21 protein-coding genes and 2 tRNA genes are annotated in these 23,023 nt (G+C 71.3%); 10 read left to right on the top strand and 13 right to left on the bottom strand.

The window, feature by feature from the left end:
- Window positions 1–357 precede the first annotated feature (357 nt).
- The 4 genes from rsrA to ACSMXR_RS25485 all read right to left on the bottom strand — a co-directional run bounded on the left by rsrA (window position 358) and on the right by ACSMXR_RS25485 (window position 3,126).
- Window positions 358–678 (bottom strand): mycothiol system anti-sigma-R factor, encoded by a 321-nt coding sequence (gene rsrA / locus ACSMXR_RS25500; protein ID WP_030087211.1) that lies wholly within the window; start codon window positions 676–678, stop codon window positions 358–360.
- Window positions 675–1,331 (bottom strand): sigma-70 family RNA polymerase sigma factor, encoded by a 657-nt coding sequence (locus tag ACSMXR_RS25495; protein WP_010061546.1) that lies wholly within the window; start codon window positions 1,329–1,331, stop codon window positions 675–677. Before ACSMXR_RS25495 ends, rsrA begins: the two co-directional genes overlap by 4 nt.
- 312 nt (window positions 1,332–1,643) lie before the next feature.
- Window positions 1,644–2,285 (bottom strand): alpha/beta hydrolase family protein, encoded by a 642-nt coding sequence (locus ACSMXR_RS25490; RefSeq protein WP_473169998.1) that lies wholly within the window; start codon window positions 2,283–2,285, stop codon window positions 1,644–1,646.
- 25 nt (window positions 2,286–2,310) lie between these two features.
- Window positions 2,311–3,126 (bottom strand): SOS response-associated peptidase, encoded by an 816-nt coding sequence (locus tag ACSMXR_RS25485; RefSeq protein WP_473169997.1) that lies wholly within the window; start codon window positions 3,124–3,126, stop codon window positions 2,311–2,313.
- 52 nt (window positions 3,127–3,178) lie between these two features.
- Between ACSMXR_RS25485 and ACSMXR_RS25480 the strand changes: the two genes are divergently transcribed.
- From ACSMXR_RS25480 to ACSMXR_RS25465, 4 genes are all read left to right on the top strand, one after another.
- Window positions 3,179–3,892 carry a M50 family metallopeptidase gene (locus ACSMXR_RS25480; protein ID WP_030087216.1) on the top strand — a complete coding sequence of 238 codons (714 nt, stop codon included), beginning with the start codon at window positions 3,179–3,181 and terminating at the stop codon, window positions 3,890–3,892.
- A gap of 103 nt (window positions 3,893–3,995) precedes the next feature.
- Window positions 3,996–5,348 carry a 3-phosphoshikimate 1-carboxyvinyltransferase gene (aroA, locus tag ACSMXR_RS25475; protein WP_381789714.1) on the top strand — a complete coding sequence of 451 codons (1,353 nt, stop codon included), beginning with the start codon at window positions 3,996–3,998 and terminating at the stop codon, window positions 5,346–5,348.
- A gap of 3 nt (window positions 5,349–5,351) precedes the next feature.
- Window positions 5,352–6,368, top strand: a complete 1,017-nt coding sequence (rsgA, locus tag ACSMXR_RS25470) for a ribosome small subunit-dependent GTPase A (RefSeq protein WP_103510551.1) — start codon at window positions 5,352–5,354, stop codon at window positions 6,366–6,368.
- A gap of 145 nt (window positions 6,369–6,513) precedes the next feature.
- Complete coding sequence (locus ACSMXR_RS25465; RefSeq protein WP_030087230.1) at window positions 6,514–6,837, top strand: DMT family transporter; 324 nt, start codon at window positions 6,514–6,516, stop codon at window positions 6,835–6,837.
- Here the strand turns inward: ACSMXR_RS25465 and ACSMXR_RS25460 are convergent.
- Window positions 6,794–7,450, bottom strand: coding sequence for a TetR/AcrR family transcriptional regulator (locus ACSMXR_RS25460; RefSeq protein ID WP_473169996.1), 657 nt, complete (start codon window positions 7,448–7,450; stop codon window positions 6,794–6,796). The genes ACSMXR_RS25465 and ACSMXR_RS25460 overlap by 44 nt on opposite strands.
- A 125-nt stretch (window positions 7,451–7,575) precedes the next feature.
- On the opposite strand from ACSMXR_RS25460, the gene hisN reads away from it, so the two are divergent.
- Window positions 7,576–8,376: a histidinol-phosphatase gene (gene hisN, locus ACSMXR_RS25455; RefSeq protein ID WP_030087233.1), complete on the top strand. Its 801-nt coding sequence runs from the start codon at window positions 7,576–7,578 to the stop codon at window positions 8,374–8,376.
- Between the two features lie 136 nt (window positions 8,377–8,512).
- A complete protein-coding gene (locus tag ACSMXR_RS25450; protein ID WP_473169995.1) occupies window positions 8,513–8,914 on the top strand; it encodes a CBS domain-containing protein in 402 nt (133 codons plus the stop codon).
- Window positions 8,915–8,993: 79 nt separating this feature from the next.
- Here ACSMXR_RS25450 and ACSMXR_RS25445 read toward each other — a convergent pair whose 3' ends face one another.
- Window positions 8,994–10,463 (bottom strand): catalase, encoded by a 1,470-nt coding sequence (locus tag ACSMXR_RS25445; protein WP_137231796.1) that lies wholly within the window; start codon window positions 10,461–10,463, stop codon window positions 8,994–8,996.
- A gap of 171 nt (window positions 10,464–10,634) precedes the next feature.
- Between ACSMXR_RS25445 and ACSMXR_RS25440 the strand changes: the two genes are divergently transcribed.
- Window positions 10,635–11,054, top strand: coding sequence for a Fur family transcriptional regulator (locus ACSMXR_RS25440; protein WP_137231797.1), 420 nt, complete (start codon window positions 10,635–10,637; stop codon window positions 11,052–11,054).
- Window positions 11,055–11,169: 115 nt separating this feature from the next.
- Here the strand turns inward: ACSMXR_RS25440 and ACSMXR_RS25435 are convergent.
- The 4 genes from ACSMXR_RS25435 to ACSMXR_RS25420 all read right to left on the bottom strand — a co-directional run bounded on the left by ACSMXR_RS25435 (window position 11,170) and on the right by ACSMXR_RS25420 (window position 16,855).
- Window positions 11,170–11,243: transfer RNA gene (locus ACSMXR_RS25435), tRNA-Met, on the bottom strand.
- A 144-nt stretch (window positions 11,244–11,387) separates the two neighbouring features.
- A complete protein-coding gene (locus tag ACSMXR_RS25430; RefSeq protein WP_473169994.1) occupies window positions 11,388–13,478 on the bottom strand; it encodes a tetratricopeptide repeat protein in 2,091 nt (696 codons plus the stop codon).
- Window positions 13,479–13,703: 225 nt separating this feature from the next.
- Window positions 13,704–13,777, bottom strand: a tRNA-Met gene (locus tag ACSMXR_RS25425).
- A gap of 42 nt (window positions 13,778–13,819) precedes the next feature.
- Window positions 13,820–16,855, bottom strand: a complete 3,036-nt coding sequence (locus ACSMXR_RS25420; protein ID WP_364890097.1) for a UPF0182 family membrane protein — start codon at window positions 16,853–16,855, stop codon at window positions 13,820–13,822.
- Window positions 16,856–16,990: 135 nt separating this feature from the next.
- On the opposite strand from ACSMXR_RS25420, the gene ACSMXR_RS25415 reads away from it, so the two are divergent.
- Window positions 16,991–17,551 (top strand): PPA1309 family protein, encoded by a 561-nt coding sequence (locus ACSMXR_RS25415; RefSeq protein ID WP_240805885.1) that lies wholly within the window; start codon window positions 16,991–16,993, stop codon window positions 17,549–17,551.
- A 48-nt stretch (window positions 17,552–17,599) separates the two neighbouring features.
- Here ACSMXR_RS25415 and ACSMXR_RS25410 read toward each other — a convergent pair whose 3' ends face one another.
- From ACSMXR_RS25410 to ACSMXR_RS25400, 3 genes are all read right to left on the bottom strand, one after another.
- Window positions 17,600–18,715, bottom strand: coding sequence for a YlbL family protein (locus ACSMXR_RS25410; RefSeq protein WP_137231799.1), 1,116 nt, complete (start codon window positions 18,713–18,715; stop codon window positions 17,600–17,602).
- A gap of 398 nt (window positions 18,716–19,113) precedes the next feature.
- Window positions 19,114–19,575, bottom strand: coding sequence for a molybdenum cofactor biosynthesis protein MoaE (locus ACSMXR_RS25405; protein ID WP_030087249.1), 462 nt, complete (start codon window positions 19,573–19,575; stop codon window positions 19,114–19,116).
- Window positions 19,576–19,680: 105 nt separating this feature from the next.
- Window positions 19,681–20,832 (bottom strand): SDR family oxidoreductase, encoded by a 1,152-nt coding sequence (locus ACSMXR_RS25400; RefSeq protein WP_098026620.1) that lies wholly within the window; start codon window positions 20,830–20,832, stop codon window positions 19,681–19,683.
- A gap of 190 nt (window positions 20,833–21,022) precedes the next feature.
- On the opposite strand from ACSMXR_RS25400, the gene ACSMXR_RS25395 reads away from it, so the two are divergent.
- Together ACSMXR_RS25395 and ACSMXR_RS25390 are read left to right on the top strand one after the other, a co-directional pair.
- Window positions 21,023–22,471, top strand: coding sequence for a zinc-dependent metalloprotease (locus ACSMXR_RS25395; protein ID WP_473169993.1), 1,449 nt, complete (start codon window positions 21,023–21,025; stop codon window positions 22,469–22,471).
- Window positions 22,468–23,016 (top strand): NUDIX hydrolase, encoded by a 549-nt coding sequence (locus ACSMXR_RS25390; RefSeq protein WP_473169992.1) that lies wholly within the window; start codon window positions 22,468–22,470, stop codon window positions 23,014–23,016. The genes ACSMXR_RS25395 and ACSMXR_RS25390 overlap by 4 nt, the downstream gene beginning before the upstream one ends.
- The last annotated feature ends 7 nt before the right edge of the window (window positions 23,017–23,023 follow it).

Raw genomic sequence — 23,023 nt, 5'->3', positions numbered from 1 at the left:
ACGCCCGCTCATTACCCATGGGTTACCCAGCTCCGGCCGGGGTCAGACCGCCCCGCGCGAGGACGCGTCCCAGGGCCTCGGCCGCCTGCGGCCGGTGGTCGCGCCCGGTGCCGGACCCGGGCCGCTCCGGCGTGCCGGGCGGCCCGCCCACGCATGCCCCGCGCGGGCCGTCGTATGCGTCGACCGTCCTGACGATCCCGGCGATCCTGGCGGCGAGCGGCCGCCACCGCCGCCCCGCCGGGGAGGGAGGCCGACGGACAGTCGACGGACAGGGGCCGGAAACGGCTGCGCGGCTCACCGGGCCCCTACGGACCCGGTGAGCCGCGCGGACGAGCGGGCGGCCGGACTGCCGGACGGCTATTCGGCGGCGGTCGCCGAGCGGTCCGGGCCCTGCGCCGTCACATCGTGATCGGGCACGGTCTCACCCGCCCGGATCAGATCGATCCGGCCCATCACCTTGGAGCGCAGGTCGGTCGGGACGTCGTCCTGTCCGCAGCAGCGCTTGACCAGCTTCTTCACGGCCTGTTCGAGGCCGTACTTCTCCAGGCACGGGGAGCACTCCTCGAAGTGCACCTCGAACTTCGTGCAGTCGCCCTCGGGCATCTCCCGGTCGAGAAACTCGTAGAGATGGTCGAGGACCTCCGAGCAATCCGTCTCGTGCGGCTCTCCGCAGCTCATGAGGCCGAGCCCTTCCGATCGTCCGAGTCACCGGCACCGGCCGCGACGAGCCCGCGCTCACGGGCGTAGTCCTCCAGCATGCCGCGCAGCTGGCGACGGCCGCGGTGCAGCCGGGACATCACCGTACCGATGGGAGTCCCCATGATGTCCGCGATCTCCTTGTAGGCAAAGCCCTCGACATCGGCGAGATACACGGCGATGCGGAACTCCTCGGGAATCGCCTGGAGCGCCGACTTCACGTCGGAGTCCGGGAGATGGTCGAGTGCCTGGGACTCCGCCGAGCGCAGACCGGTCGACATGTGCGACTCGGCCCGTGCCAGCTGCCAGTCCTCGATCTCCTCGGCGGCGCTGCGCTGAGGTTCCCGCTGCTTCTTGCGGTACGAGTTGATGAAGGTGTTGGTGAGAATGCGGTACATCCACGCCTTGAGGTTGGTGCCCTCGCGGAACTGGTGGAAGGAGCCGTACGCCTTGGCGTAGGTCTCCTGCACCAGGTCCTCGGCATCGGCCGGATTGCGCGTCATGCGCAGCGCGGCCGAGTACATCTGGTCGAGAAAGCCGAGGGCGTCGCGCTCGAAGCGCGCGTTGCGCTCGGCCGGCGTCTCCGGTGCACGGCCGTCGTCGGTCCCTGTGTCGGTCCCAGTGACCGGACCCACCTCCTCCAACGATGTGGCGGAGCCGAAACCGGACCCGCTCGCCTCGGAGAATAGTCGACCTTGCTTGGAGACGGCCTGTCGATCAGCGCCGCCCTTCGCCCGCTCGGAGGTGGTCTTCGCCGCGGGCAGCACGGTCCACTCCAGGTCAGCGGCGTTCGAGCGGCTGGGGCAGATGGTCGAACCCATGCGACGGACTCCCTCTCCACGTACGACGTTGTTGTACCGACGTCCCGAACAACAGCGCCCCCGCGCGGAGCATTCCCGGGGCCGGTGACACGTGTGTGACGACCGTGCGGTCCGGTGGCCACAGGGTCATCCGAGTGACGAAAGCCACCCGGTGACCGCCTCCGTGAGGATGCCCATCGCCTGTTCCTCGGTGAGACCGGACCTCTTCGGCACCGCGAACCCGTGGTCGCCGTGGGGCACTTCGGCCAGCGTGTACGAGCCGGACGGGAACTCGTCGGGCCTGCCGAACGGGTCGTTGCCGCCCTGCACCACCAGGGTGGGCACTCCGGTGCCGAGCAGTTCGTCGGCGCGGGACTTCTCCGGCTTGCCCGGCGGGTGCAGCGGGAAGCTGAGGGCGAGGACGGCCGCCGCGCCCAGTTCGGTGGCGGTCCGGCAGGCGACCCGGGCCCCGGCGCTGCGACCCCCGGCGACGACGGGCAGCCCGGGAACGGTCAGGGCGGGCCACAGTCCGCGCCAGCCGGTGTCCAGGGTCTTCGGGGCGGGGGCCACCTTCTTGCCGGCCACCCGCCAGGGCTGCTCCACCAGGGCGACGGTGACACCGTGTCCGGGCAGGGCGGCGGCCAGCGCCCGCAGATCGCGGGCCTCGATGCCGCCGCCCGCCCCGTGGCTCACGGCCAGCACGAGGCGGGGTGCGGACGCGGGGACCCAGGTGATCCTGGCCTCACCGGCGTCGGTGGTGACGTTCTGGGTACGTGGTCGACGGCTCACCGCGCCATCCTCCCCCGCGCACGGCTCAGAACAGCGTGGACTCCTCCGGCGCGGCCAGCTCCTGAAGCAGTTCGGGCCCGTTGTTGCGGACGTTGCTGACGGCGGTGGCGACCGGGTAGGCGCGCATCAGCCCGCCGGCCGGCGGCTCCAGCAGGCCCCGCAGCTCGTCCTCGCCGGTGCGCGAGGGGTCCAGCCAGGCGTCCCAGCGGTCCGGGGTGAGCATCAGCGGCATCCGGGGGTGGATGTCGGCGAGCGCGCCGGGGCCCTCGGCGGGGGCGACGGCCAGCGGGGTGGTCTCGGCCTCGGTGGTGATCACCGAGCACGTCACCCACCAGGCGTTCTCGTGGTCGCCGGGCAGCGTCGTATCGCGCCAGAACTCGTAGAGCCCGGCCATCGCGAAGACCGACCCGTCGGCCGGGGTCACGAAGTACGGCTGCTTCCGGGCCCGCTTCTTGCCCTTCTTCTCCTCCAGCTGCCGCTCCTCGGCGCCGGTGACCCACTCGTAGTAGCCGTCGGCGGGCAGGATGCAGCGGCGCTGGGCGAAGGCACGGCGGAAGGAGGGCTTCTCGTGCACGGTCTCCGCGCGGGCGTTGATCATCCGGGCGGCGCCCTCGGGGGTCTTCGACCAGGACGGCACGAGTCCCCATTTCAGGGCGCGCAGCTGGCGAACCGGACGCCGGTCGTCGGCGTCCTTAACAGGACGCTCCAGAACCGCGTAGACCTCTTTGGTCGGCGCCACGTTCCAGTCCGGCTCCAGGGTCTCGGTGGGTTCCCACTTCTCGACACCGAAGAGCCCGGTCAGGTCCTCGGGCGCCCGACTGGCTGCAAACCGTCCGCACATGGATGCCAGACTGCCACGACCGCCCACCTCCACCGCAAGGAGTCGCCCGACGATGAACAGCACCGAACTGGGCGATCTGTGGGATCGCGTCACCGGAACCCAGTCCGCTCCCGAGCAGTGGCTGGTGGTGGTGACGGCCGCCCTGGCGCTCATCGCCGTCGTGCCGAACCCGATATGGCGGCTGGCCCGCAACACGATCACCATCGCGCACGAGGGCGGTCACGGTCTGGTGGCCCTGCTCACCGGGCGGCAGCTCTCCGGCATCCGGCTGCACTCGGACACCAGCGGGCTGACGGTCAGCCGCGGCAAGCCGACGGGCATCGGGATGATCCTCACGGCGGCGGCGGGCTACACGGCCCCCTCGCTGCTGGGGCTGGGCGGCGCCTGGCTGCTGACCAACGGCCGGATCACCCTGCTGCTGTGGGTGGCGACGGCGCTGCTCGCGGTGATGCTGGTGATGATCCGCAATGTGTACGGGGCCCTCACCGTCATCCTGACCGGCACCACGTTCCTGCTGGTGTCCTGGCTGGCGGACTCGGACGTGCAGTCGGCGTTCGCGTACGTGGTGGTGTGGTTCCTGCTGCTGGGCGGGGTGCGGCCGCCGTTCGAGCTCCAGTCGAAGCGGCGGTACGGCGGTGCCCCGGACTCCGACGCGGACCAGCTGGCCCGGCTGACCCACGCCCCGGCGGTGCTGTGGCTGTTCCTCTTCCACGCGGTGTCGCTGTGCTCCCTGATCGGCGGCGGCAGGTGGCTGCTGGGCTGGTGAGGCCGGGTGGGGAGCCGCGGTCCGTACCACTCCTTCGTTACGGGACGGTTCACCCGGTTTTGGCCAGGATCCGGGTCGGCGTAAAGCCACTAAAGTGATGGCCATGACCGAGAGTTCCGTGCACCCTGCCCTCTGGCCCGCTCCCCACGCGAGCGGAGCCGTCGACGCGACCGTCACCGTGCCCGGATCCAAATCGGTCACCAACCGCGCGCTCGTGCTGGCCTCGCTGGCCGCCGAGCCGGGCTGGCTGCGCCGCCCGCTGCGCTCCCGCGACACCCTGCTGATGGCCGAAGCGCTGCGCGCGATGGGCGTCGGCATCGAGGAGACCGTCTCCTCCTCGTCCGCGAGCAGCCCGTCCGCCGCGGCCTCCCCGGACAGCTCGGGCGAGGCCTGGCGCGTCATTCCGGCGGGGCTGCACGGCCCGGCCACGGTCGACGTCGGCAACGCGGGCACGGTCATGCGCTTCCTGCCGCCCGTCGCCACGCTCGCCGACGGCCCGATCCGCTTCGACGGCGACCCGCGGTCCTACGAGCGCCCGCTGACCGGGGTGATCGAGGGCCTGCGGGCGCTGGGCGCGCGGATCGACGACGACGGGCGCGGGGCGCTCCCGCTGACCGTGCACGGCGGCGGGGCGCTGGAGGGCGGTCCGGTGTCGATCGACGCCTCGTCCTCCTCGCAGTTCGTCTCGGCGCTGCTGCTGTCGGGGCCGCGCTTCAACCAGGGCGTGGAGGTCCGGCACACCGGATCCACGCTCCCCTCGATGCCGCACATCCGGATGACCGTCGACATGCTGCGGGCCGTCGGCGCCCAGGTGGACGAGCCGGAGACGGGCGGCGAGCCGAACGTGTGGCGGGTCTCGCCCTCCGCCCTGCTCGGCCGGGACCTGACGATCGAGCCGGATCTGTCCAACGCCCAGCCGTTCCTGGCCGCGGCCCTGGTGACCGGCGGCCGGGTCACTATCCCGGACTGGCCCGAGCGGACCACCCAGCCGGGTGACGCGCTGCGGGAGATCTTCACCGCGATGGGCGGCAGCTGCGAGCTGACCGAGCGCGGTCTGACCTTCACCGGTACGGGCCGGATCCACGGCATCGACGTGGACCTCGGCGAGGTCGGCGAGCTGACCCCGGGCATCGCGGCGGTCGCGGCGCTGGCCGACTCCCCCTCCACCCTGAGCGGCGTCGCCCATCTGCGGCTGCACGAGACGGACCGGCTGGCCGCGCTGACCAAGGAGATCAACGAACTGGGCGGCGATGTCACCGAGACGGCCGACGGACTGCGCATCCGCCCGCGCCCGCTGCACGGCGGCGTCTTCCACACGTACGACGACCACCGCATGGCCACCGCCGGGGCGATCATCGGCCTGGCGGTGAAGGGCGTGGAGATCGAGAACGTGGGCACGACCGCCAAGACCCTGCCGGACTTCCCGGACATGTGGACCGGAATGCTCGGGGTCTAGGACATGCGCCGCTACGGGAAGAACCCCGACGAGGACGACATCCGCGTCCGCCCCAACCGCAAGGGCAACCGGCCGCGGACGCACATCCGGCCCAAGCACGAGGACGCCGAGGACGGCATGGTCCTCACCGTCGACCGGGGCCGGCTCACCTGCCTCGTCGAGGGCCGGACCGTGGTGGCCATGAAGGCCCGCGAGCTGGGCCGCAAGGCCGCCGTGGTGGGCGACACCGTCTCCATCGTCGGCGATCTCTCGGGCGAGAAGGACACGCTGGCCCGGATCGTGCGCATCGCCCCGCGCCGTACGGTGCTGCGCCGCACCGCGGACGACGACGATCCGTACGAGCGCGTGGTCGTCGCCAACGCGGACCAGCTGGCGATCGTCACCGCGCTGGCCGACCCGGAGCCGCGCCCGCGCATGATCGACCGCTGTCTGGTGGCGGCGTACGACGGCGGGCTGACCCCGCTGCTGGTGCTGACCAAGTCCGACCTGGCCTCGCCGGACAAGCTGCTGGAGGCGTACACCCCGCTCGGCGTCCCGTACATCGTGACCAGCCGCGAGGAGCTGGAGAACGGGGACGCGGCCGACCAGGTGCGCACCTTCCTCAACGGCCGGGTCACCGCTTTCGTCGGGCACTCCGGGGTCGGCAAGACGACGCTGGTCAACGCCCTGGTGCCGAAGGACCGGCGGCGGACCACGGGCATCGTCAACGCGGTCACCGGCCGGGGCCGGCACACCACCACCTCGGCCCTCGCGCTGCCGCTGCCCGGCGACCGGGGCTGGGTCGTCGACACCCCGGGCGTGCGGTCCTTCGGGCTGCACCACGTCGACCCGTCGCGTGTCATCCACGCCTTCCCGGACCTGGAGCCGGGCACCGAGAACTGCCCGCGCGGCTGCACGCACGACGAGGACCAGCCCGAGTGCGCGCTGGACGCCTGGGTGGCGGAAGGCCATGCCGACCCGGCGCGACTGGACTCGCTGCGTCGGCTCCTCGCGACCCGGGAACGGCGCGAGGGCGACTGAAGCGGTGCGAGGGCGGCCGGCGGCCGCACCGTCCGGCCGGATTCGGTTCCGGCCACGCGGACACGTTTGCGAGCTTCAACGACTGGTAAAGGCATAATCGCACCGAGCGGGACGAAGCCGTCACCTATGCGGGAGGCAACTGACGATGGCGTGGCTGCTGGTCGTGGTCGCAGGACTGCTGGAGACCGGCTTCGCCGTGTGTCTGAAGCTCTCCCACGGATTCACCCGGCTCTGGCCGACGATCGCGTTCGCCGCGTTCGCCCTCGGCAGCTTCGGTCTGCTGACCCTGGCGCTGCGGAAGCTGGATGTCGGTCCGGCGTACGCGGTGTGGACCGGGATCGGGGCGGCCGGGACCGCGATCTACGGCATGATCTTCCTCGGCGACGTGGTCTCCACGCTGAAGCTGGTGTCGATCTCGCTGGTGATCATCGGTGTGATCGGCCTCCAGCTGTCGGGCTCCGCGCACTGAGACCAGCGGGGCTCCGGACCACGGGCCCTTGAGCCACCGCCCCCGGAACCACCGGCCGCGACGCCTCCCGTACGAGGCGGAGTGCGCGGCTGTCCGCGGCGTCGTCGCCCGGCACCGGGACGATCACACAGGACAGCGCGAGGCGTAACGCGATCTCGCCGCGCCCGTCGGCGGCCCCGGGCGTCGCGGCCGCCATCCGGTCCCGTACCAGCGCGAGCAGTTCCTCGGGGGTCGGCGGCGGTCGTACGGCGGCCGCACGCCCCCGGGAGCCCGGCCGGCGGTCCGGGCGGGGCAGCCCTTCCGCCCAGTGCCCGGTGAGCAGCGCCTTGACCAGCGCGTCCCGGCGGGCGGCCCGTAGGGTCCAGAGCGCGACGGCGGCCGGACGGTCGGGCGCGGGGGCGGTCAGGGCGCGGTCCACCCCGGCGAGATAGCCGTCGGCGGCCCGTCGCAGCAGCGCCTCGGCCAGTCCGTCCTTGGTGCCGAACTCGTTGTGGAGGGTCTGCCGCGAGACACCCGCCAGGGCGGCGACGTCGACCATGCGCACGGCGCACCAGGGCCCGCCGTCCAGCGCCCGGAGGGCGGCGTCCAGCAGGGCCTGCCGCGCTGTCGGCATCGTCGCCTCCCCCGCCCCGGGATCCTGCGGTTCAGAGTTGACGCGGTCCCGGGGGCTGTCAAGGGTTCCGGGCGGCGGCAGGGGCGCTGTAGCCCGCGGCCCGCGGCGCTGGATACTGTGACGGCATGCCCGACTACCACGATGATCTGCGCTTGGCCCACGTACTGGCGGACGCCGCCGACGCGGCGACGATGGACCGGTTCAAGGCTCTCGACCTGAAGGTGGAGACCAAGCCGGACATGACGCCGGTGAGCGAGGCCGACAAGGCCGCCGAGGAGCTGATCCGGGGCCACCTGCATCGGGCCCGCCCGAGGGACGCGATCCTGGGCGAGGAGTACGGGATCGAGGGCAGCGGACCGCGGCGCTGGGTGATCGACCCGATCGACGGCACCAAGAACTATGTGCGCGGGGTGCCGGTGTGGGCCACGCTGATCTCGCTGATGGAGGCGGGCGAGGACGGTTTCCAGCCGGTGATGGGCGTGGTCTCCGCGCCCGCGCTGAACCGGCGCTGGTGGGCGGCGAAGGGCGCGGGCGCGTTCACCGGCCGCAGCCTCACCTCCGCGACCCGGATGCAGGTGTCGAAGGTGGCGCGGATCGCCGACGCCTCGTTCGCGTTCTCCTCGCTGTCCGGCTGGGAGGAGCAGGGCCGCCTCGACGGCCTCCTGGACCTCACCCGGGCCTGCTGGCGGACGCGGGGGTACGGGGACTTCTGGCCGTACATGATGGTCGCGGAGGGTTCCGTGGACATCTGCGCGGAGCCGGAGCTGTCGCTGTGGGACATGGCGGCGACCGCGATCATCGTGCAGGAGGCGGGCGGCCGGTTCACCTCGCTGGACGGGGTGGACGGACCGGGCGGCGGAAACGCGGCGGCCTCGAACGGGCCGCTCCACGACGAACTGCTGGGCTATCTCAACCAGCGCTACTGAGCTACGCGCACTCCCCCGGCGCGCGCCCGCCCACCCCTTGTCGACCCGCCCCAAGGGTGCAACTCTGAGAGTCCCCCCACTTGTGAACTTGTGAATCGACTCACAGAGTCGGCTCACCGAGGAGGTGGCTCGATTCATGCTCGTCCGTGACGCCATGAGCACGGTGGTCCTCACCATCGGCCCCACCCATACGCTCCGCCAGGCGGCCCGGCTGATGTCGGCCCGCCGCATCGGGGCAGCTGTCGTCCACGACACGGACACCTGCGGGCTCGGCATCATCACCGAGCGCGACATCCTCGACGCGGTCGGATCGGGGCTGGACCCCGACCGGGAGACCGCGTCCGCCCACACCACCACCGACGTGGTGTTCGCCGCCCCGGCCTGGACCCTGGAGGAGGCCGCGGAAGCCATGACGCACGGTGGGTTCCGGCACCTGATCGTGCTGGACGGCGACGGCCCGGTGGGCATCGTCTCGGTGCGCGACATCATCCGCTGCTGGGCTCCCGCCCGCCGCCGTACGGTGGCGGCCGCCGGCTGACGCCCGCCGGGGGCCGGAACGACCGGTGGGCCGGACCCCCGTCAGAGGATCCGGCCCACCGTCGACGACAGGCGTCCGGTCAGCCGCGAAGGGCCTGGACCGCGGTTTCCAGCCGCTTGCCGAAGTCGCCGTCCGCCTGGCGGAAGTTGTTGATCGCGCGCTCGGCGATGTCGTCGCGCGAGACCTTGGCGATGAACCCGGCGAGGTTCTCGATCAGCCGGACCTTCTCGTCCTCGGAGAAGAGCCGGTAGAGGTCGCCCGCCTGCACGAAGTCGTTGTCCTCGGCGTGCGAGGGGGCCTCGGTGTTGCCGGTGGCACCGGTGACCGGGAGCGGCTGCCACAGCGGCCGGTCGGTCTGGAAGGGGCCGCCGAAGCTGTTCGGCTCGTAGTTCTTGGCGCCCTTGTGACGGCCGTCGTAGAGGAAGCCGTCCCGGCTGTTGGTCCGCGCCTCGGTGGCGTGCGGGCGGTTCACCGGCAGGTGGTCGGCGTTGATGCCGACGCGGTAGCGGTGGGCGTCGCCGTACGCGAAGAGGCGGCCCTGGAGCATCTTGTCCGGGGACGGGCCGATGCCCGGCACGAAGTGCGCGGGGCTGAAGATCGACTGCTCGACCTCGGCGAAGATGTTGTCCGGGTTGCGGTTGAGCTCCAGCTTGCCGATCTCGATCGGCGGGTAGTCCGCGTGCGGCCACACCTTGGTGAGGTCGAACGGGTTGAAGCGGTAGCCGGCCGCGTCCGCCGCGGGCATGATCTGGACCTGCACCGTCCAGGACGGGAAGTCACCGCGCTCGATCGCCTCGCGCAGATCGCGCTGGTGGCTGTCGGGGTCCTCACCGGCGAGCTTGTTGGCCTCGTCCTGGGTGAGGTTCTTGATGCCCTGGTCGGTCTTGAAGTGGTACTTGACCCAGAAGACCTCGCCGGCCTCGTTGTTCCACTGGTAGGTGTGCGAGCCGTACCCGTTCATGTGGCGCAGCGTGGCCGGAATGCCGCGGTCGCCGAAGAGCCAGGTCACCTGGTGCGTCGACTCGGGCGACAGACCCCAGAAGTCCCAGACGTTGTCCGCCTCCTGCGAGCCGGTGTACGGGTCGCGCTTCTGGGTGTGGATGAAGTCGGGGAACTTGATGGCGTCCTTGATGAAGAACACCGGGGTGTTGTTGCCGACGAGGTCGTAGTTGCCCTCCTCGGTGTAGAACTTCAGCGCGAAGCCGCGGGGGTCGCGCACGGCGTCGGCGGAGCCGAGGTTGCCCGCCACCGTGGAGAAGCGCAGAAAGGTCTCGGTCTGCTTGCCGACCTCGGAGAGGAACTTCGCCCGGGTCCACTGCGAGACGTCGCGGGTCAGCGTGAACGTGCCGTACGCGCCGGCGCCGCGGGCGTGCACGATGCGCTCCGGAATGCGCTCACGGTTGAAGTGGGCGAGCTTCTCCAGCAGCGCCTGGTCCTGGACGAGGACCGGACCGCCGGCGCCCGCGGTCTCACTGTTCTGGTTGTCGGCGACCGGAGCCCCGGCCTCCGTGGTGAGCGGTCCCTGCGTCACGTGCGCCTCCTGCGTCATGTCCTGCACTTCGGTGATCGACCGGCCTCGTTCACCGGGCCGATGTTCCGCACAGCCTGTCCCTTGGCGTATGCCGGTGCCGATCCTACAATGGACAATGTCTAAGTCAAGTGAACATCCAAAGTCACACTCGATCGGGACTCGAATCCCGCCACTGTTAGGCTGGGCTGCATGAGCGACCTGCTGGAACGACTTCGTGGACGCGGCTGGCGCATGACGGCGCAGCGGCGTGTCGTGGCCGAGGTCCTCGACGGGGACCACGTACACCTGACGGCGGACGAGGTCCACGCGAGGGCCGTTTCCCGGCTGCCCGAGATCTCGCGCGCCACCGTCTACAACACCCTCGGCGAGATGGTGTCCCTCGGCGAGGTGCTGGAGGTCTCCACCGACCGCCGGGCCAAACGCTATGACCCGAACGCGCACCGCCCGCACCACCACCTGGTGTGCGCGCAATGCGGCGCCATCAGGGACGTGCACCCGGCGGGCAACCCGCTGGCGGACCTGCCGGCGGACGAGCGCTACGGCTTCACGGTCTCCGGCGTCGAGGTGACGTACCGCGGCATCTGCCCGAACTGCGCCGCCACCGCCTGAGCCGCCCGCTGACGACGAGAGCCGGGCCCGCCTGTTCGACAGGCGGGCCCGGCTTCGCGGTCACCGGACATGACGAAGGCCCGGATCTCGATGAGATCCGGGCCTTCGTCTTCAGTAGCGGGGACAGGATTTGAACCTGCGACCTCTGGGTTATGAGCCCAGCGAGCTACCGAGCTGCTCCACCCCGCGTCGGTGAATGCAACATTACGCCAGCGGGTCGAACGGCGCAAATTCATTCACACCGGCCCCGGAGGCCCGGCACCCCGGGGCCGGGGCCGGTGTCCGGGGCCGACGTCCGGGGCGGCCGTGGTCGGCGTCCGGCCCGTCGCGGTGTTACGCGGTCAGCTCCTGGTGCAGCGCCTCGCGCAGCCGCGCGGCCCGCTCGGCCACCTCGGCGGGGCCCAGCTCCACCGCCCGCGCGCACCAGCGCTGCCCCTCGGTGAGCTCGCCCCGCCGGGCGGCGAGAAGCGCCAGGCGCAGCGCGGCCCGGCCGTGTCCGGCGCCGGCCGCACGGGTCCACCACAGGGCCGCCTCGCGCTCGCTGCCCTCGCGGGCCAGCAGCAGCCCGAGGTTGAACGCCCCGTTGCGGCTGCCCGCCTCGGCCGCCTCCCGGTACCAGTGGGCGGCGCTCTCCACGTCCCCGCGCGCCGCCGCGAGCATGCCGACCCGGACCTGGGCACGGCGGTGGCCCTGCTGGGCGGCCCGCTCGTACCACTCCTCGCACTCGGTCTTCTCCGGCATCGGCTCGCCCAGTGCGGGCGGTCCCGGCGGCGGCTGGCGCGCGTCCAGCACTCCGGCCAGCCGGAACGCGGCCTCGGCGCTGCCGCCGCCCGCGGCACAGCGCAGATGCCGCTCGGCCTCGCGGTCGTCGCCGTCCCGCAGCAGGGCCATGCCGACCTGGAGCGCCGCGTCGGTGTGCCCGGCCGCCGCGGCGCGCTCGTACCAGCCCAGCGCCGTACGGTCCTCGTCGCGACCGGCGTGCAGGATGCCGAGGTTGAAGGCCGCGTCGACGCTGCCCGCCTCGGCCGCCTTGGAGAACCAGGGCTCGGCCCCGGTGTGGTCGCCCGCCTGGAGCAGCAGCACGGCGAGCGCGTTGGCGGCCTCGCGGTGTCCGGCGTACGCGGCACGGCGGTACCACTGCTCGGCCTGCGGGACGCGGTCCTGGGCGGCGCAGAGCAGCCCGAGGTTGTACGCCCCGTTGACGTCACCGGCGTCCATGGCGGCCCGGTACCAGCGCTCGGCGGTCTGCTGCTCACCGCGTGCGGCGTGCAGCGCGCCGAGCGCGTTGGCGGCGTTGCCGTCACCGTCCTGGGCGGCGCGCAGCCACCACACGGCGGCGCTCTCCTCGTCACCGGCGTCGCGCAGCAGGAAGCCCAGCGCGCACGCGGCGCGCGGCTCGCCGTCCTTGGCGGAGGTGAGATACCAGCGTCCGGCCTCCTTGAGCTCGCCGCGCTGCTCCAGGATCGCGCCGAGGTGCAGGGCGGCCCGCCGGTGGCCACGGGCGGCGGCCTGGCGGTACCACTGCTCGGCCTCGCCGACCCGGCCCGCGGCGGGGCCCGCCACGGGACCGTCGCCCTCGGCCGCACCCTTGGCCGTGCCCTTGGCGGCGGACTCCCGCGCACCGGACTCCCGTGCGTCGGGAGCGGGCACGGGCGGGCCGCCGGGCAGGCCGAGGCCCGTTCCGGTTCGTCCGGAACCGGCGCTCCGGCCCAGGTCGAAGGCGTCGTGCGGGTCCTCGACGGCCTTCCGCTCCAGGGTGCGGGCCAGCCGGTAGGCGGCCTCGCGGTGGCCCTGTTCGGCGGCGGCGCGCAGCCAGCGCTCGGCGCCGACGTCGCTGCGGTGCTCCAGGAGGTCGGCCAGCGCGTACGCGCCCAGCGCGTGGCCCTGCTCGGCGGACTGGCGCAGCCAGTACTCCGCGCCGGGCTCGTCGCCGCGCTCGCGGAAGTGCCGGCCGAGCGCGTGCGCGGCGGCGGCGGATCCGGCCACGGCGGCGATGCGCCACCAGCCCGCGGCCTCGTCCGGGTAGCCGCGCTGGTGCAGCAGGACGCCCAGGTTGTTCGCGGCGGCCCGGTCCCCGTCGGCGGTGGCGGCGCGCAGATACCGCTCGGCGCCGTCGAGCTCGCCCCGGCGCAGCAGCAGCGCGCCCAGGACGCTCATGGACGCGGTGTCGCCCGCGTCGGCGGCACGCCGGTGACGCGCCTCGCTCTCGGCGCTGTCCGCGGCGTCGACCGCGTCCGTGGTGTCCTCGTCGGAGATGCTCGCGGCAGGGCTCGGGTCGGTGGCGCCGGTCCGCTGGACCGGTGCGCCCGTCCCGGCGATGGCAGCGGCGAAAGCCGTGTCTACCGCGCTTTCCGCATCTTGGCCGCGCTGCTGCACAAACCGCCCTGTCTCCAACAGAGTTGCCCTGTCCCCCATAAATACCATCGTCGCACCACCTGTAACCCGCGTACACCTGGTATATCGCGGCCAGTGAGGTCACTACAGCGTTTTGTCGACATGCCCACAGGGAGACAAGTCAAACACGCCTGGAGGCAACTGCTGCCCAGCGAACCGCACTTCACGCCCACAGCTTGGGATAGACACGGCCTCACCCACGACAGACATGACGAAGGCCCGGATCCCAAGGGATCCGGGCCTTCGTCTTTTCAGTAGCGGGGACAGGATTTGAACCTGCGACCTCTGGGTTATGAGCCCAGCGAGCTACCGAGCTGCTCCACCCCGCGTCGTTGTGTTCAAACCGTACCACGACGCGGGGTGGACTCTGCTCAGCTGCCCTGGTCGGAGCCCTTCTCGGCCCCGCCGGCCGCATCCGGCTCCCGCGCCGGATCCGCCTTGTCCGCGTCTGCGGGCTTCGCGGCGCTCGCGGGCTCGGCCGAACTCTCCGGCTTGGCGTCGCCCGCCGGCTTCTCGGCGTTGTCGGCCTTGTCCCCCTCGCTGCCCGCCTTGGGCTGCGCGGCGGCGGCACGTTCCAGGGCCTCCTGAAGAGCCTCCTGGGCCTTGCCGTAGGCCGGCCAGTCCTGCTCCTTCAGTGCCTTCTCGCCGTCGGCGTAGGCCTTCTGGGCGTCCGCGATGGCCTTCTTGAGCGCGGCGCTGCCGGTGGCCGGCGGCTCGTCGGTCTCGCCCGGCGGATCATCGGTGTCGGGCGGTGTCGTGGCTCCGTCGTCCTCGACCCCGAAGACCGCGTTGAGCGCGTCCTTGAGGTTGTTCTCGAAGACGATCTTCGAACCGTACGAGGCGGCGACCTTGCGCAGCAGCGGGTAGTTCTGGTTGCCACCGCGCGTGTAGACCGGCTCGATGTAGAGGAACCCGCCCTCCAGCGGAACCGTCAGCAGGTTTCCGTACTCGATGTCCGAGTCGGTGCCCTTGAGGTTCCTCACGAACTCGGCGACGTCGTCGTTGCCGTTGAGCTCACTCTGTACCTGGCCCGGGCCCTTCACCGTGGAGGTGACCCGTAGCAGCCGCATGGTGCCGTAGTCCTTGCTGGCCGCGTCCGCGTTCACCGCCATGAAGGCACCCAGGTTGGGCCGCCCTCGTGGAGTGAACGTGGTGGTCAGCGAGAACTGCTGCGCCTCCTCGCCGGGCATCTTCATGCTCAGGTAGTACGGCGGAACGGAGCCCGGTTCCTTGTTGGTCGGGTCGTCCGGCACCTGCCAGGCGTCACTGCCGCTGTAGAACTGCGCCGGGTCCTCGACGTGGTAGCGGGTGAGCAGCTCGCGCTGGACCTTGAAGAGGTCCTGCGGATACCGCAGGTGGTCCATCAGGTCCTGCGGGATGTCCGTACGGGCCTTGACCGTGCCCGGGAACGCCTTGCGCCAGGTCTTGAGGACCGGGTCCTCGGTGTCCCACTCGTAGAGCCTGACCTTGCCGTCGTACGCGTCGACGGTGGCCTTCACCGAGTTGCGGATGTAGTTGACCTGGTTCTGCTGGGCGACGACCGCGCGCTGGTTGGTGGTCAGCGAGTCGGCCGTGGTGTCGCCGAGCGTCGTCCGGGAGGCGTACGGGTAGCCGTTGCTCGTGGTGTACGCGTCGACGATCCACTGGATCCGGCCGCCGACGACCGCCGGGTAGGCGTCGCCGTCGATGGTCAGCCACGGGGCGACCGCCTCGACGCGCTCCTTGGGCGTGCGGTTGTACAGGATCCGCGAGCCGTCACCGATGGCTCCCGAATACATGATCTGCGGCTCGCTGAAGGAGACCGCGTACGCGGCACGGTTGAAGGCGTTGGAGAGACTGACCCCGCTGTCGCCCTCGTAACTGGTGGTCTTCTCGCCGTCCTCCTCGTAGTCGAGCTCCTTCTGGGGCCCGCCGACGATGGAGTACTGCTCGGTCTTCTCGCCGTAGTAGATCCGCTGCTCGTACTTCCCGAACTCACCGGTGGAGGGCAGACCCGACTCGGTGAAGTCCGGAGACCCCGTCGGGTTGGTGCCGGTGGTGGTGCCGCGGGCCGCGATGGCGCCGTAGCCGTGGGTGTACGTGAAGTGGTCGTTGATCCAGTTCCGCTTGGGCAGGCCCTGGATGTTCAGCTCACGCAGACCGATGACGGTGTCCTGCTCCTTGCCGTCCTTGCCCTTGTAGCGGTCGACGTCCAGCGTCTTGGGGAACTGGTAGTAGTTCCTCCGCTGCTGGAGCTGCTGGAAGGCCGGGGAGACGACGTTGGGGTCCATCACCCGGTAGCTGGCGGCGGTGTTGGCCGCGGCCCGCAGCTTGGTGTCGTCGTTCGTGGTCGACTGGCCGTCGTAGTCGTCCACCTTGGCGTCATCGATGTCGTACGCGTCGCGTGTGGCATTGATGTTCTTCTTGATGAACGGCGCTTCCTTGGCCTGCTCGTTCGGCTGGACCTGGAACTTCTGCACGATCGCCGGGTAGAGCCCGCCGATCAGGATCGCCGAGAGCACCATCAGGCCGAAGCCGATGACCGGGAGCTGCCAGGTGCGGCGCCACAGCGTCGCGAAGAACAGCACCGCGCAGATCGCGGCGATGCAGAACAGGATGGTCTTCGCCGGGAGATAGGCGTTGGCGTCGACGTACCGCAGGCCCGTCCAGTTGTCCGTGGCCTTGAAGTCACTGGACTTCACGGCCAGCCCGTACCGGTCGAGCCAGTACGCCACGGCCTTCAGGGAGACGAAGATGCCGAGCAGCACCGAGAGGTGGCCGGTGGCCGCCCCGGTGGCGCGGGCGCCGGGGCTGGTGATGCGCAGCCCGCCGTACAGATAGTGGGTCAGCGCGGCGGCGATCAGCGACAGCACGGTCGCCGCGAAGCCGAAGCCCAGCAGGAAGCGGTACCACGGCAGGTCGAAGGCGTAGAAGGAGACGTCCAGCTGGAACTGGGGGTCCTTCTGCCCGAACGCCACGCCGTTGACGTACATCAGCCACGTGCGCCACTGGCCGGAGGCGGACGCTCCGGCGATCAGTCCGACGAGCGCCGTGACGGCGAGCAGCACCCACTTCTTGTAGGGGGCGATGCTCATGCGGTAGCGGTCCAGGCTCTGCTGTTCCAGCGACATCGCGCTCAGCGGCGGCCGGAGCCGGTGCGCGAGCCAGATGTTCACACCGATGGCGAGCGCCATCAGCAGTCCGAAGACGAGGAACAGCCCGATCTTGGTCCACAGGGTGGTGGTGAAGACGGATGAATACGCGACCGACCTGTACCAGAGCCAGTCCGTCCAGAACCCGGCGAACATGACGAAGGCCATGGCGAGAACCGCCAGGACACCCAAAGTCATGAGCAGGGTACGGGCGCGCCGGGACGGGCGGCCGACTCTGATCCGTGGCCCGGTCGGGCCTCCGCCGCGGTCCGGCATCTGGAAAGCCAACGTGCGCACCTCGAAGTTCGCGGTCGTGTGGACAGGCCCAGCGATCCTAGAGCCCACCTATGCAACTTACTGAGGCTTTACCTAGTTCCCGTTCCCGGGGCGGAAGGAGGCAGGATATTGCCCATGCCCAACGTTTCCCCCGCAGGACCCCCGATGGCCGCGAGTCCGCTCACCGTCGCCGTCCTCGAAATCGACGCCTATGCCTCCAACCTCGGCTGGGACCAGCCCGCCCGGCTGTTCGCCCTGGTCGACACCGCACAGCTGCGGGTCCAGGAGCCCGGTCTCGCCGCTCAGCTGGGCCTTGAGGACCCCAGCTCGTCCGTCGCCGCGCTCACCCCGATCGAGCAGGACGAACTTCCGCCGGGCACCGCGCTCGACGACTTCCTCGGCACGATCGCCTGGCCCGACGCCGTGGTCGGCTGCGCCATGACGGTGGAGCGGCTGATGCTGCCGCCGTCCGCGGAGGCCTCCGTGCCGGAAGGGCTCAGCGACAAGAAGCTGACCCAGTGGGTGGCCAAGCACCCGGACCGGCAGGAGGTGCGGATGACCGTGGCCGTCCTGCGGGACGGGGCCCGCGAGTCCGCCGTGCGGCTGCGCGAGAAGGACTCCCCCACCGAGGTGCTGACCGGCGCCGGTCTGGTGCCCGGTCTCGCCGAGGCGCTCGCCGCGACGTTCGAGTCCTGATCCGGCCGCTGCCCGGGGCCGCACCGCGGTTCCCGGGCGGCGCGGCCGTCAGCCGGTCGAGCAGCTCGGCAGGCCGGCGGTCTTCCCCGCCTTGATCTGCTCCAGCGACTTCGTGGCGTCCTCGATGGTCTTGACCCGCACCAGGGTGAGCCCGTCCGGTGTGTCGGCGGCGGCCGAGGCGCAGTTGTCGTCGGGGGTGAGGAAGTAGCGTGCGCCGGCGTTGCGGGCGCCGACCAGCTTCATGGTGATGCCGCCGATCGGGCCGACCGTGCCCGCGTCGTCGATGGTGCCGGTGCCCGCGACGAACTTGCCGCCGGTGAGATCGCCCGGGGTGAGCTTGTCGATGATGCCGAGGGAGAACATCAGTCCGGCACTCGGTCCGCCGACGTCCGCGAGCTTGATGTCGATCTCGAACGGGAACGTGTGGTCGGTCCCGGCCTTGATCCCGACGATCGCCCGGCTCTTCCCGCCCTCCTCGGCGCCGTCCTCGGCGGCGGGAGCCTTCGCGGTCCTGATGGTGATCTTCTCGCCGCCCTCGGGTTCGCGGCCGGCCTTCTCCGCCGCCGCGGCCTCCTTGGCGGGAACGATGGTGAAGGTGACGTTCTCGCCCGGCTGGTGCTTGGTGACGAGCTTCGCCACGTCGCCGGGTTCCGTGACCGCCGTGCCGTCGACGGCCTTGATCACGTCGCCCGCGTGCAGCTTGCCCTCGGAGGGGCTGCCCTTGACCACCGAGGAGACCACGACCTGTGTGGAGACCGGGATGTCCAGCTCCTTGAGGGCGGCCACCTTGGCGCTCTCCTGGGACTGGCTGAACTCCTCGGCGTTCTCCTGGGTGGACTGTTCCTCGGTCTTGCCGTCCGGGTAGAGCGTGTCGTGCGGCACCACGACGCTGTCGTGGGCCAGCCAGCCGTAGACGGCCTCGACGATGTTCATCCGGTAGTCCGCTCCGGTGACGCGGACCGTCGTCATGTTGAGATGGCCGGAGGCCGGGTACGTCTTGCGACCGGAGATCTGCAGGACGGGCTCGCCACGCGCTTCGCCGAGGGTGTTGACCGTCGGTCCGGGAGACATCTCCGCGTACGGCACTTTGATCAGCACGCCTGCGCAGAGCAGCGCGATGAGGACGAGGGTGGAGGCGAGCATCGTCGCGGTGCGGCGTGGCATGGAACGACAGTACGGGAAGGGCCTGTCAGTGCACCGCCGGGGCCGGTCCGTACGGGGCGACCGGAACGCGGCGGCAGGTGGTCACGCGGCGTGCGGCGGTCTCAGAGAGCCTCGGAACCGGAGTGCGATTTCTCCATCGCGTCACGGAATCTGGCGTAGCCGGCGAGTTCGGTGACATCGCCGGTCGTGCGATTGCGGGCAGCCCAACTCGCCCATATCGCACCACCGACAGCAGCGAAAAGTGGAATCAACAGCCAAGCGAGTGCCGCCATCACGACCTCCCTACCCCATGAGCGACCGGATGCCCGATCAGCAGATTAACGATCCGGAAGACCAACGCTCGTGGCGGGGGTGCGGTTACGCAAATCGGGGCCGATGCGCCCCGGGGCGGTTTGCGCTCAGCAGGCTCCGACCCACTCCTCCGTACCGTCCGAGAAGCGCTGGTGCTTCCAGATCGGAACCTCGTGCTTGAGGTCGTCGATGAGCTTGCGGCAGGCCTCGAAGGCCTCGGCGCGGTGCGGGCAGGCGACGGCGACGACCACCGCCAGATCGCCCACCTCCAGTTCACCCACTCGGTGGACGGCCGCCAGGGCGCGGACCGGGAAGTCGGCGACGACCTTCTCCGCCACTCGGCGCATCTCGTCCTCGGCCGAGGGGTGACAGGAATAGCCGAGCGCGCCGACGTCCTGTCCGCCGTCGTGGTTGCGCACGGTGCCGACGAAGAGCGCGATGCCGCCCGCCGCGTCGTCGCCGACGGCGCGGAAGACCTCGTCGACGGAGAGCGCCGTGTCCCGGATCGCCAGCAGCCGGACGGGGTCGGCTGCCGCGTGCTCGCCGGGGTGGTCGTGGGTGCGTGCCATGCTCCCATCGTGCCGTACGGCACCGACATCCCGGAATTGCCTCTTCTACCGGCGGCCGACCGACCGGTTTGGAGCCTTCTACAGGCCCGCGGGAGCGGTGGGCGGTCAGATCCGGCGGCGGGCCTTGCGGGCGCGGCGGACCACGGCGGCGGCGCCGAGCAGGGCGACCGTGGCTCCGGCGGCTCCGGCGGCGGTGGCGTCCTTGCGGCCGAGGCGGCGTCCGGCGAGCGTGTGGCGGCCCTCGACCTCTTCGAGGAGGGCGCCGAGCACTTCCTCGTTCGTCCATTTCGGCCGCCAGCCCACATCGTGCAGCCGGCTGACGCTGACCACCCAGGGGTGCATCGTGTAGGCCAGGTCGCCCGCCGGGGACGGGGTGAGACCGATCCGGTGCAGCCGGGCGGCGGCCCCGAGCGCGACGGCGGAGGGCAGCTCCATCCGGCGTACGCCGCTGAGCTCCTCGACCTCCTCCTGCTCCAGCCAGCCGTCGCAGCCGACCGCGAACTCGCCGTCGATCTTCTCCAGGGCGGCGTACTCCAGGGCCGTCACCAGGTCCTCGACATGGCAGAACTGCCAGGTGGGACGCGATCCGGCGACCACCAGGAGACGCGGGGACTCGAAGTAGCGGGTCAGGGCGGTGTCGGTGCCGCCGACCAGGACGGTGGGGCGCACGACGGTGACGTTGAGCCCGGGGTGGGCGCGCGGGGCCCGGCGGCCGAGCCGCTCGATCTCCAGGAGGTCGCCGACGCCGGTGGCCTCGGCGGTGGCGCGCAGCTCGGCGTCCTCGGAGAGCGGTACGTCGTTGTCGGCGAGCGCCCCGTAGACCATCGCCGAGGTGCACAGCACGACCCGGTGGACCCCGACGGCGGCCGCGGCGGTGAGCACGGTCTGGGTGCCGCGTACGTTGTACGCGGTGCGGGCGGCGGGGTCGGTCTCCAGGTCGAGGTCGAGGGCCAGGTGCACGACGACGTCCGCGCCGCGCAGCTTCTCGGCGATCGCCGGGTCCCGTACGTCCAGGATGTGCCAGGTCGCCTCGGAGACCTCACCACGGCGCTCGTCGATCGCGATGACCTGCTTGATCGCGTCGGAAGCGGCGAGATGGGCGGTCAGCAGTTCGCCGATGCCGGTGGCGGCGCCGGTGACCGCGACGACGGGGCCCCGGTTTCTGGGCGCCCTGGGGCGTTTCTCTTCAGGCGCGTTCTCGGGCGAGGGGTCGGTCAGGTTTCGCGCTGCGCGAACCTGCGGATCTGGGGAACTCACCGGGCGTCTCCAGCGGTTGTCTTCAGTACGTACCCGAATGACGCGTACGTACCAGGTGGCGTCCATCCTGCCGCAGGCCGGGAGTCGGCGGAGCACTGAGGCCCGAAGCGGGCGTGGTGTCTACGCTGGATGGTGATGTCGGGCAGTCGCCGTCGGTTCGAGCCGGCGGCCCTACGAGCCGAGGAAACCCGTGAGTGACACCCCATTCGGATTCGGCCTTCCGCCGGAGGAGCCGGAGAACGGCGACGAGGGCAAGAAGAAGGACCCCACCGAAGGTGGGCAGAGCGCGGGCGGGCCCGGCGGCCCGTTCGGATTCGGGCCGGGGGCGGGCGGGGACAACCCGTTCGCCGCAATGTTCGGCTCGATGAATCCGAACGATCTCGGCGCGGCCTTCCAGCAGCTCGGCCAGATGCTGAGCTACGAGGGCGGTCCCGTGAACTGGGACATGGCCAAGCAGATCGCCCGCCAGACGGTCTCGCAGGGCACCCCGGACGGCACCAAGGACGCCAGCGTCGGCCCGTCCGAGCGCACGGCGGTCGACGAGGCGCTGCGGCTGGCGGACCTCTGGCTGGACGGCGTCACCTCGATGCCCTCCGGTTCGGTCTCCACCGTGGCGTGGAGCCGCGCGGAGTGGGTCGAGGCCTCGCTGCCGGCCTGGCAGCAGCTGGTCGACCCGGTGGCCGAGCGGGTAGGCCTGGCGATGGGCGATGTGCTGCCCGAGGAGATGCAGGCCATGGCGGGCCCGCTGATCGGCATGATGCGGTCGATGGGCGGCGCCATGTTCGGGCAGCAGATCGGACAGGCCGTGGGCGTGCTGGCCGGTGAGGTCGTGGGCTCCACCGACATCGGACTTCCGTTGGGCCCGGCGGGCAAGGCCGCGCTGCTCCCGCTGAACGTGGAGCGGTTCGGCAAGGACCTCAGCGTCCCGCAGGACGAGGTCCGGCTGTATCTGGCCCTGCGCGAGGCCGCTCACCAGCGGCTCTTCGCCCATGTGCCGTGGCTGCGGTCGCATCTGTTCGGCGCGGTCGAGGCGTACGCCCGGGGCATCAAGGTCGACACCAGCAAGCTGGAGGACGTCGTCGGCCAGTTCGACCCCTCGCAGCCGGAGCAGCTGCAGGACGCCCTTCAGCAGGGCATGTTCCAGCCCGAGGACACGCCCGAGCAGAAGGCGTCCCTGGCCCGGCTGGAGACGGCTCTCGCGCTGGTGGAGGGCTGGGTGGATGCGGTGGTCCACGAGGCCGCGAAGTCCCGGCTGACCTCGTCCGACGCGCTGCGCGAGACGATGCGCAGGCGCCGGGCGTCCGGCGGACCCGCCGAGCAGACGTTCGCCACGCTCATCGGTCTCCAGCTGCGTCCGCGCCGGCTGCGGGACGCCTCGCGCCTGTGGGCCTCGCTCACGGACGCCCGGGGTCTGGAGGGCCGTGACGCGCTCTGGTCCCACCCGGACATGCTGCCGACGGCCCATGACCTGGACGATCCGGACGGCTTCGTCCATCACGAGCAGGCCGACTTCTCCGAGCTGGACAAGATGCTCGGCGAGGCGGCGAAGGGCTCCGGCAAGCCGAAGGCCCCCGAGGCCGAGGCCGAGGCCGACGCCGACAAGGACGACGAGGACGGCAAGGGCGGCCCCGCCCAGTGAGCCTGCACGACGACGCCACCCTCGTACTGAAGGGGTACGCCCCCGACGGCCCCGAGGACACGCACGGCGACCAGGCGGAGCTGCGCCGGGTCTACCTGGACCACCTGGCACTCCACGACGACGGTATGTGGAAGGCGTGCGGGGCCGGGCATCTGACGGCCAGCGCCCTGGTGATCGATCCGGAGCGCGGCAAGGTACTGCTGACCCTGCACCGCAAGCTCCGGATGTGGCTCCAGATGGGCGGCCACTGCGAGGAGCAGGACGCCACCCTGGCGGCGGCGGCGCTCCGTGAGGCGACGGAGGAGTCCGGCATCACGGGGCTCACCCTGCTGCCCGGCGGACCGGTCCGGCTGGACCGCCACCCGATTCCGTCCCCGTGCAACTGGCACCTCGACGTGCAGTACGCCGCTCTGGCTCCGGCCGGTGCGGCGGAGCGGATCAGCGAGGAGTCTTTGGAGCTGCGCTGGTTCGACTACGCGGACGTACCCGGGGTCGCCGACACCTCGGTCGTACGGCTGGTGGAGCAGACGCGGGCCCGGTTGTAGCGGCGGG

It is taken from the genome of Streptomyces sp. DSM 106670, from assembly GCF_055792845.1.
The sequence above is the reverse complement of the archived record's forward strand: the minus strand, read 5'-3'. Positions and strand labels throughout refer to the sequence as shown.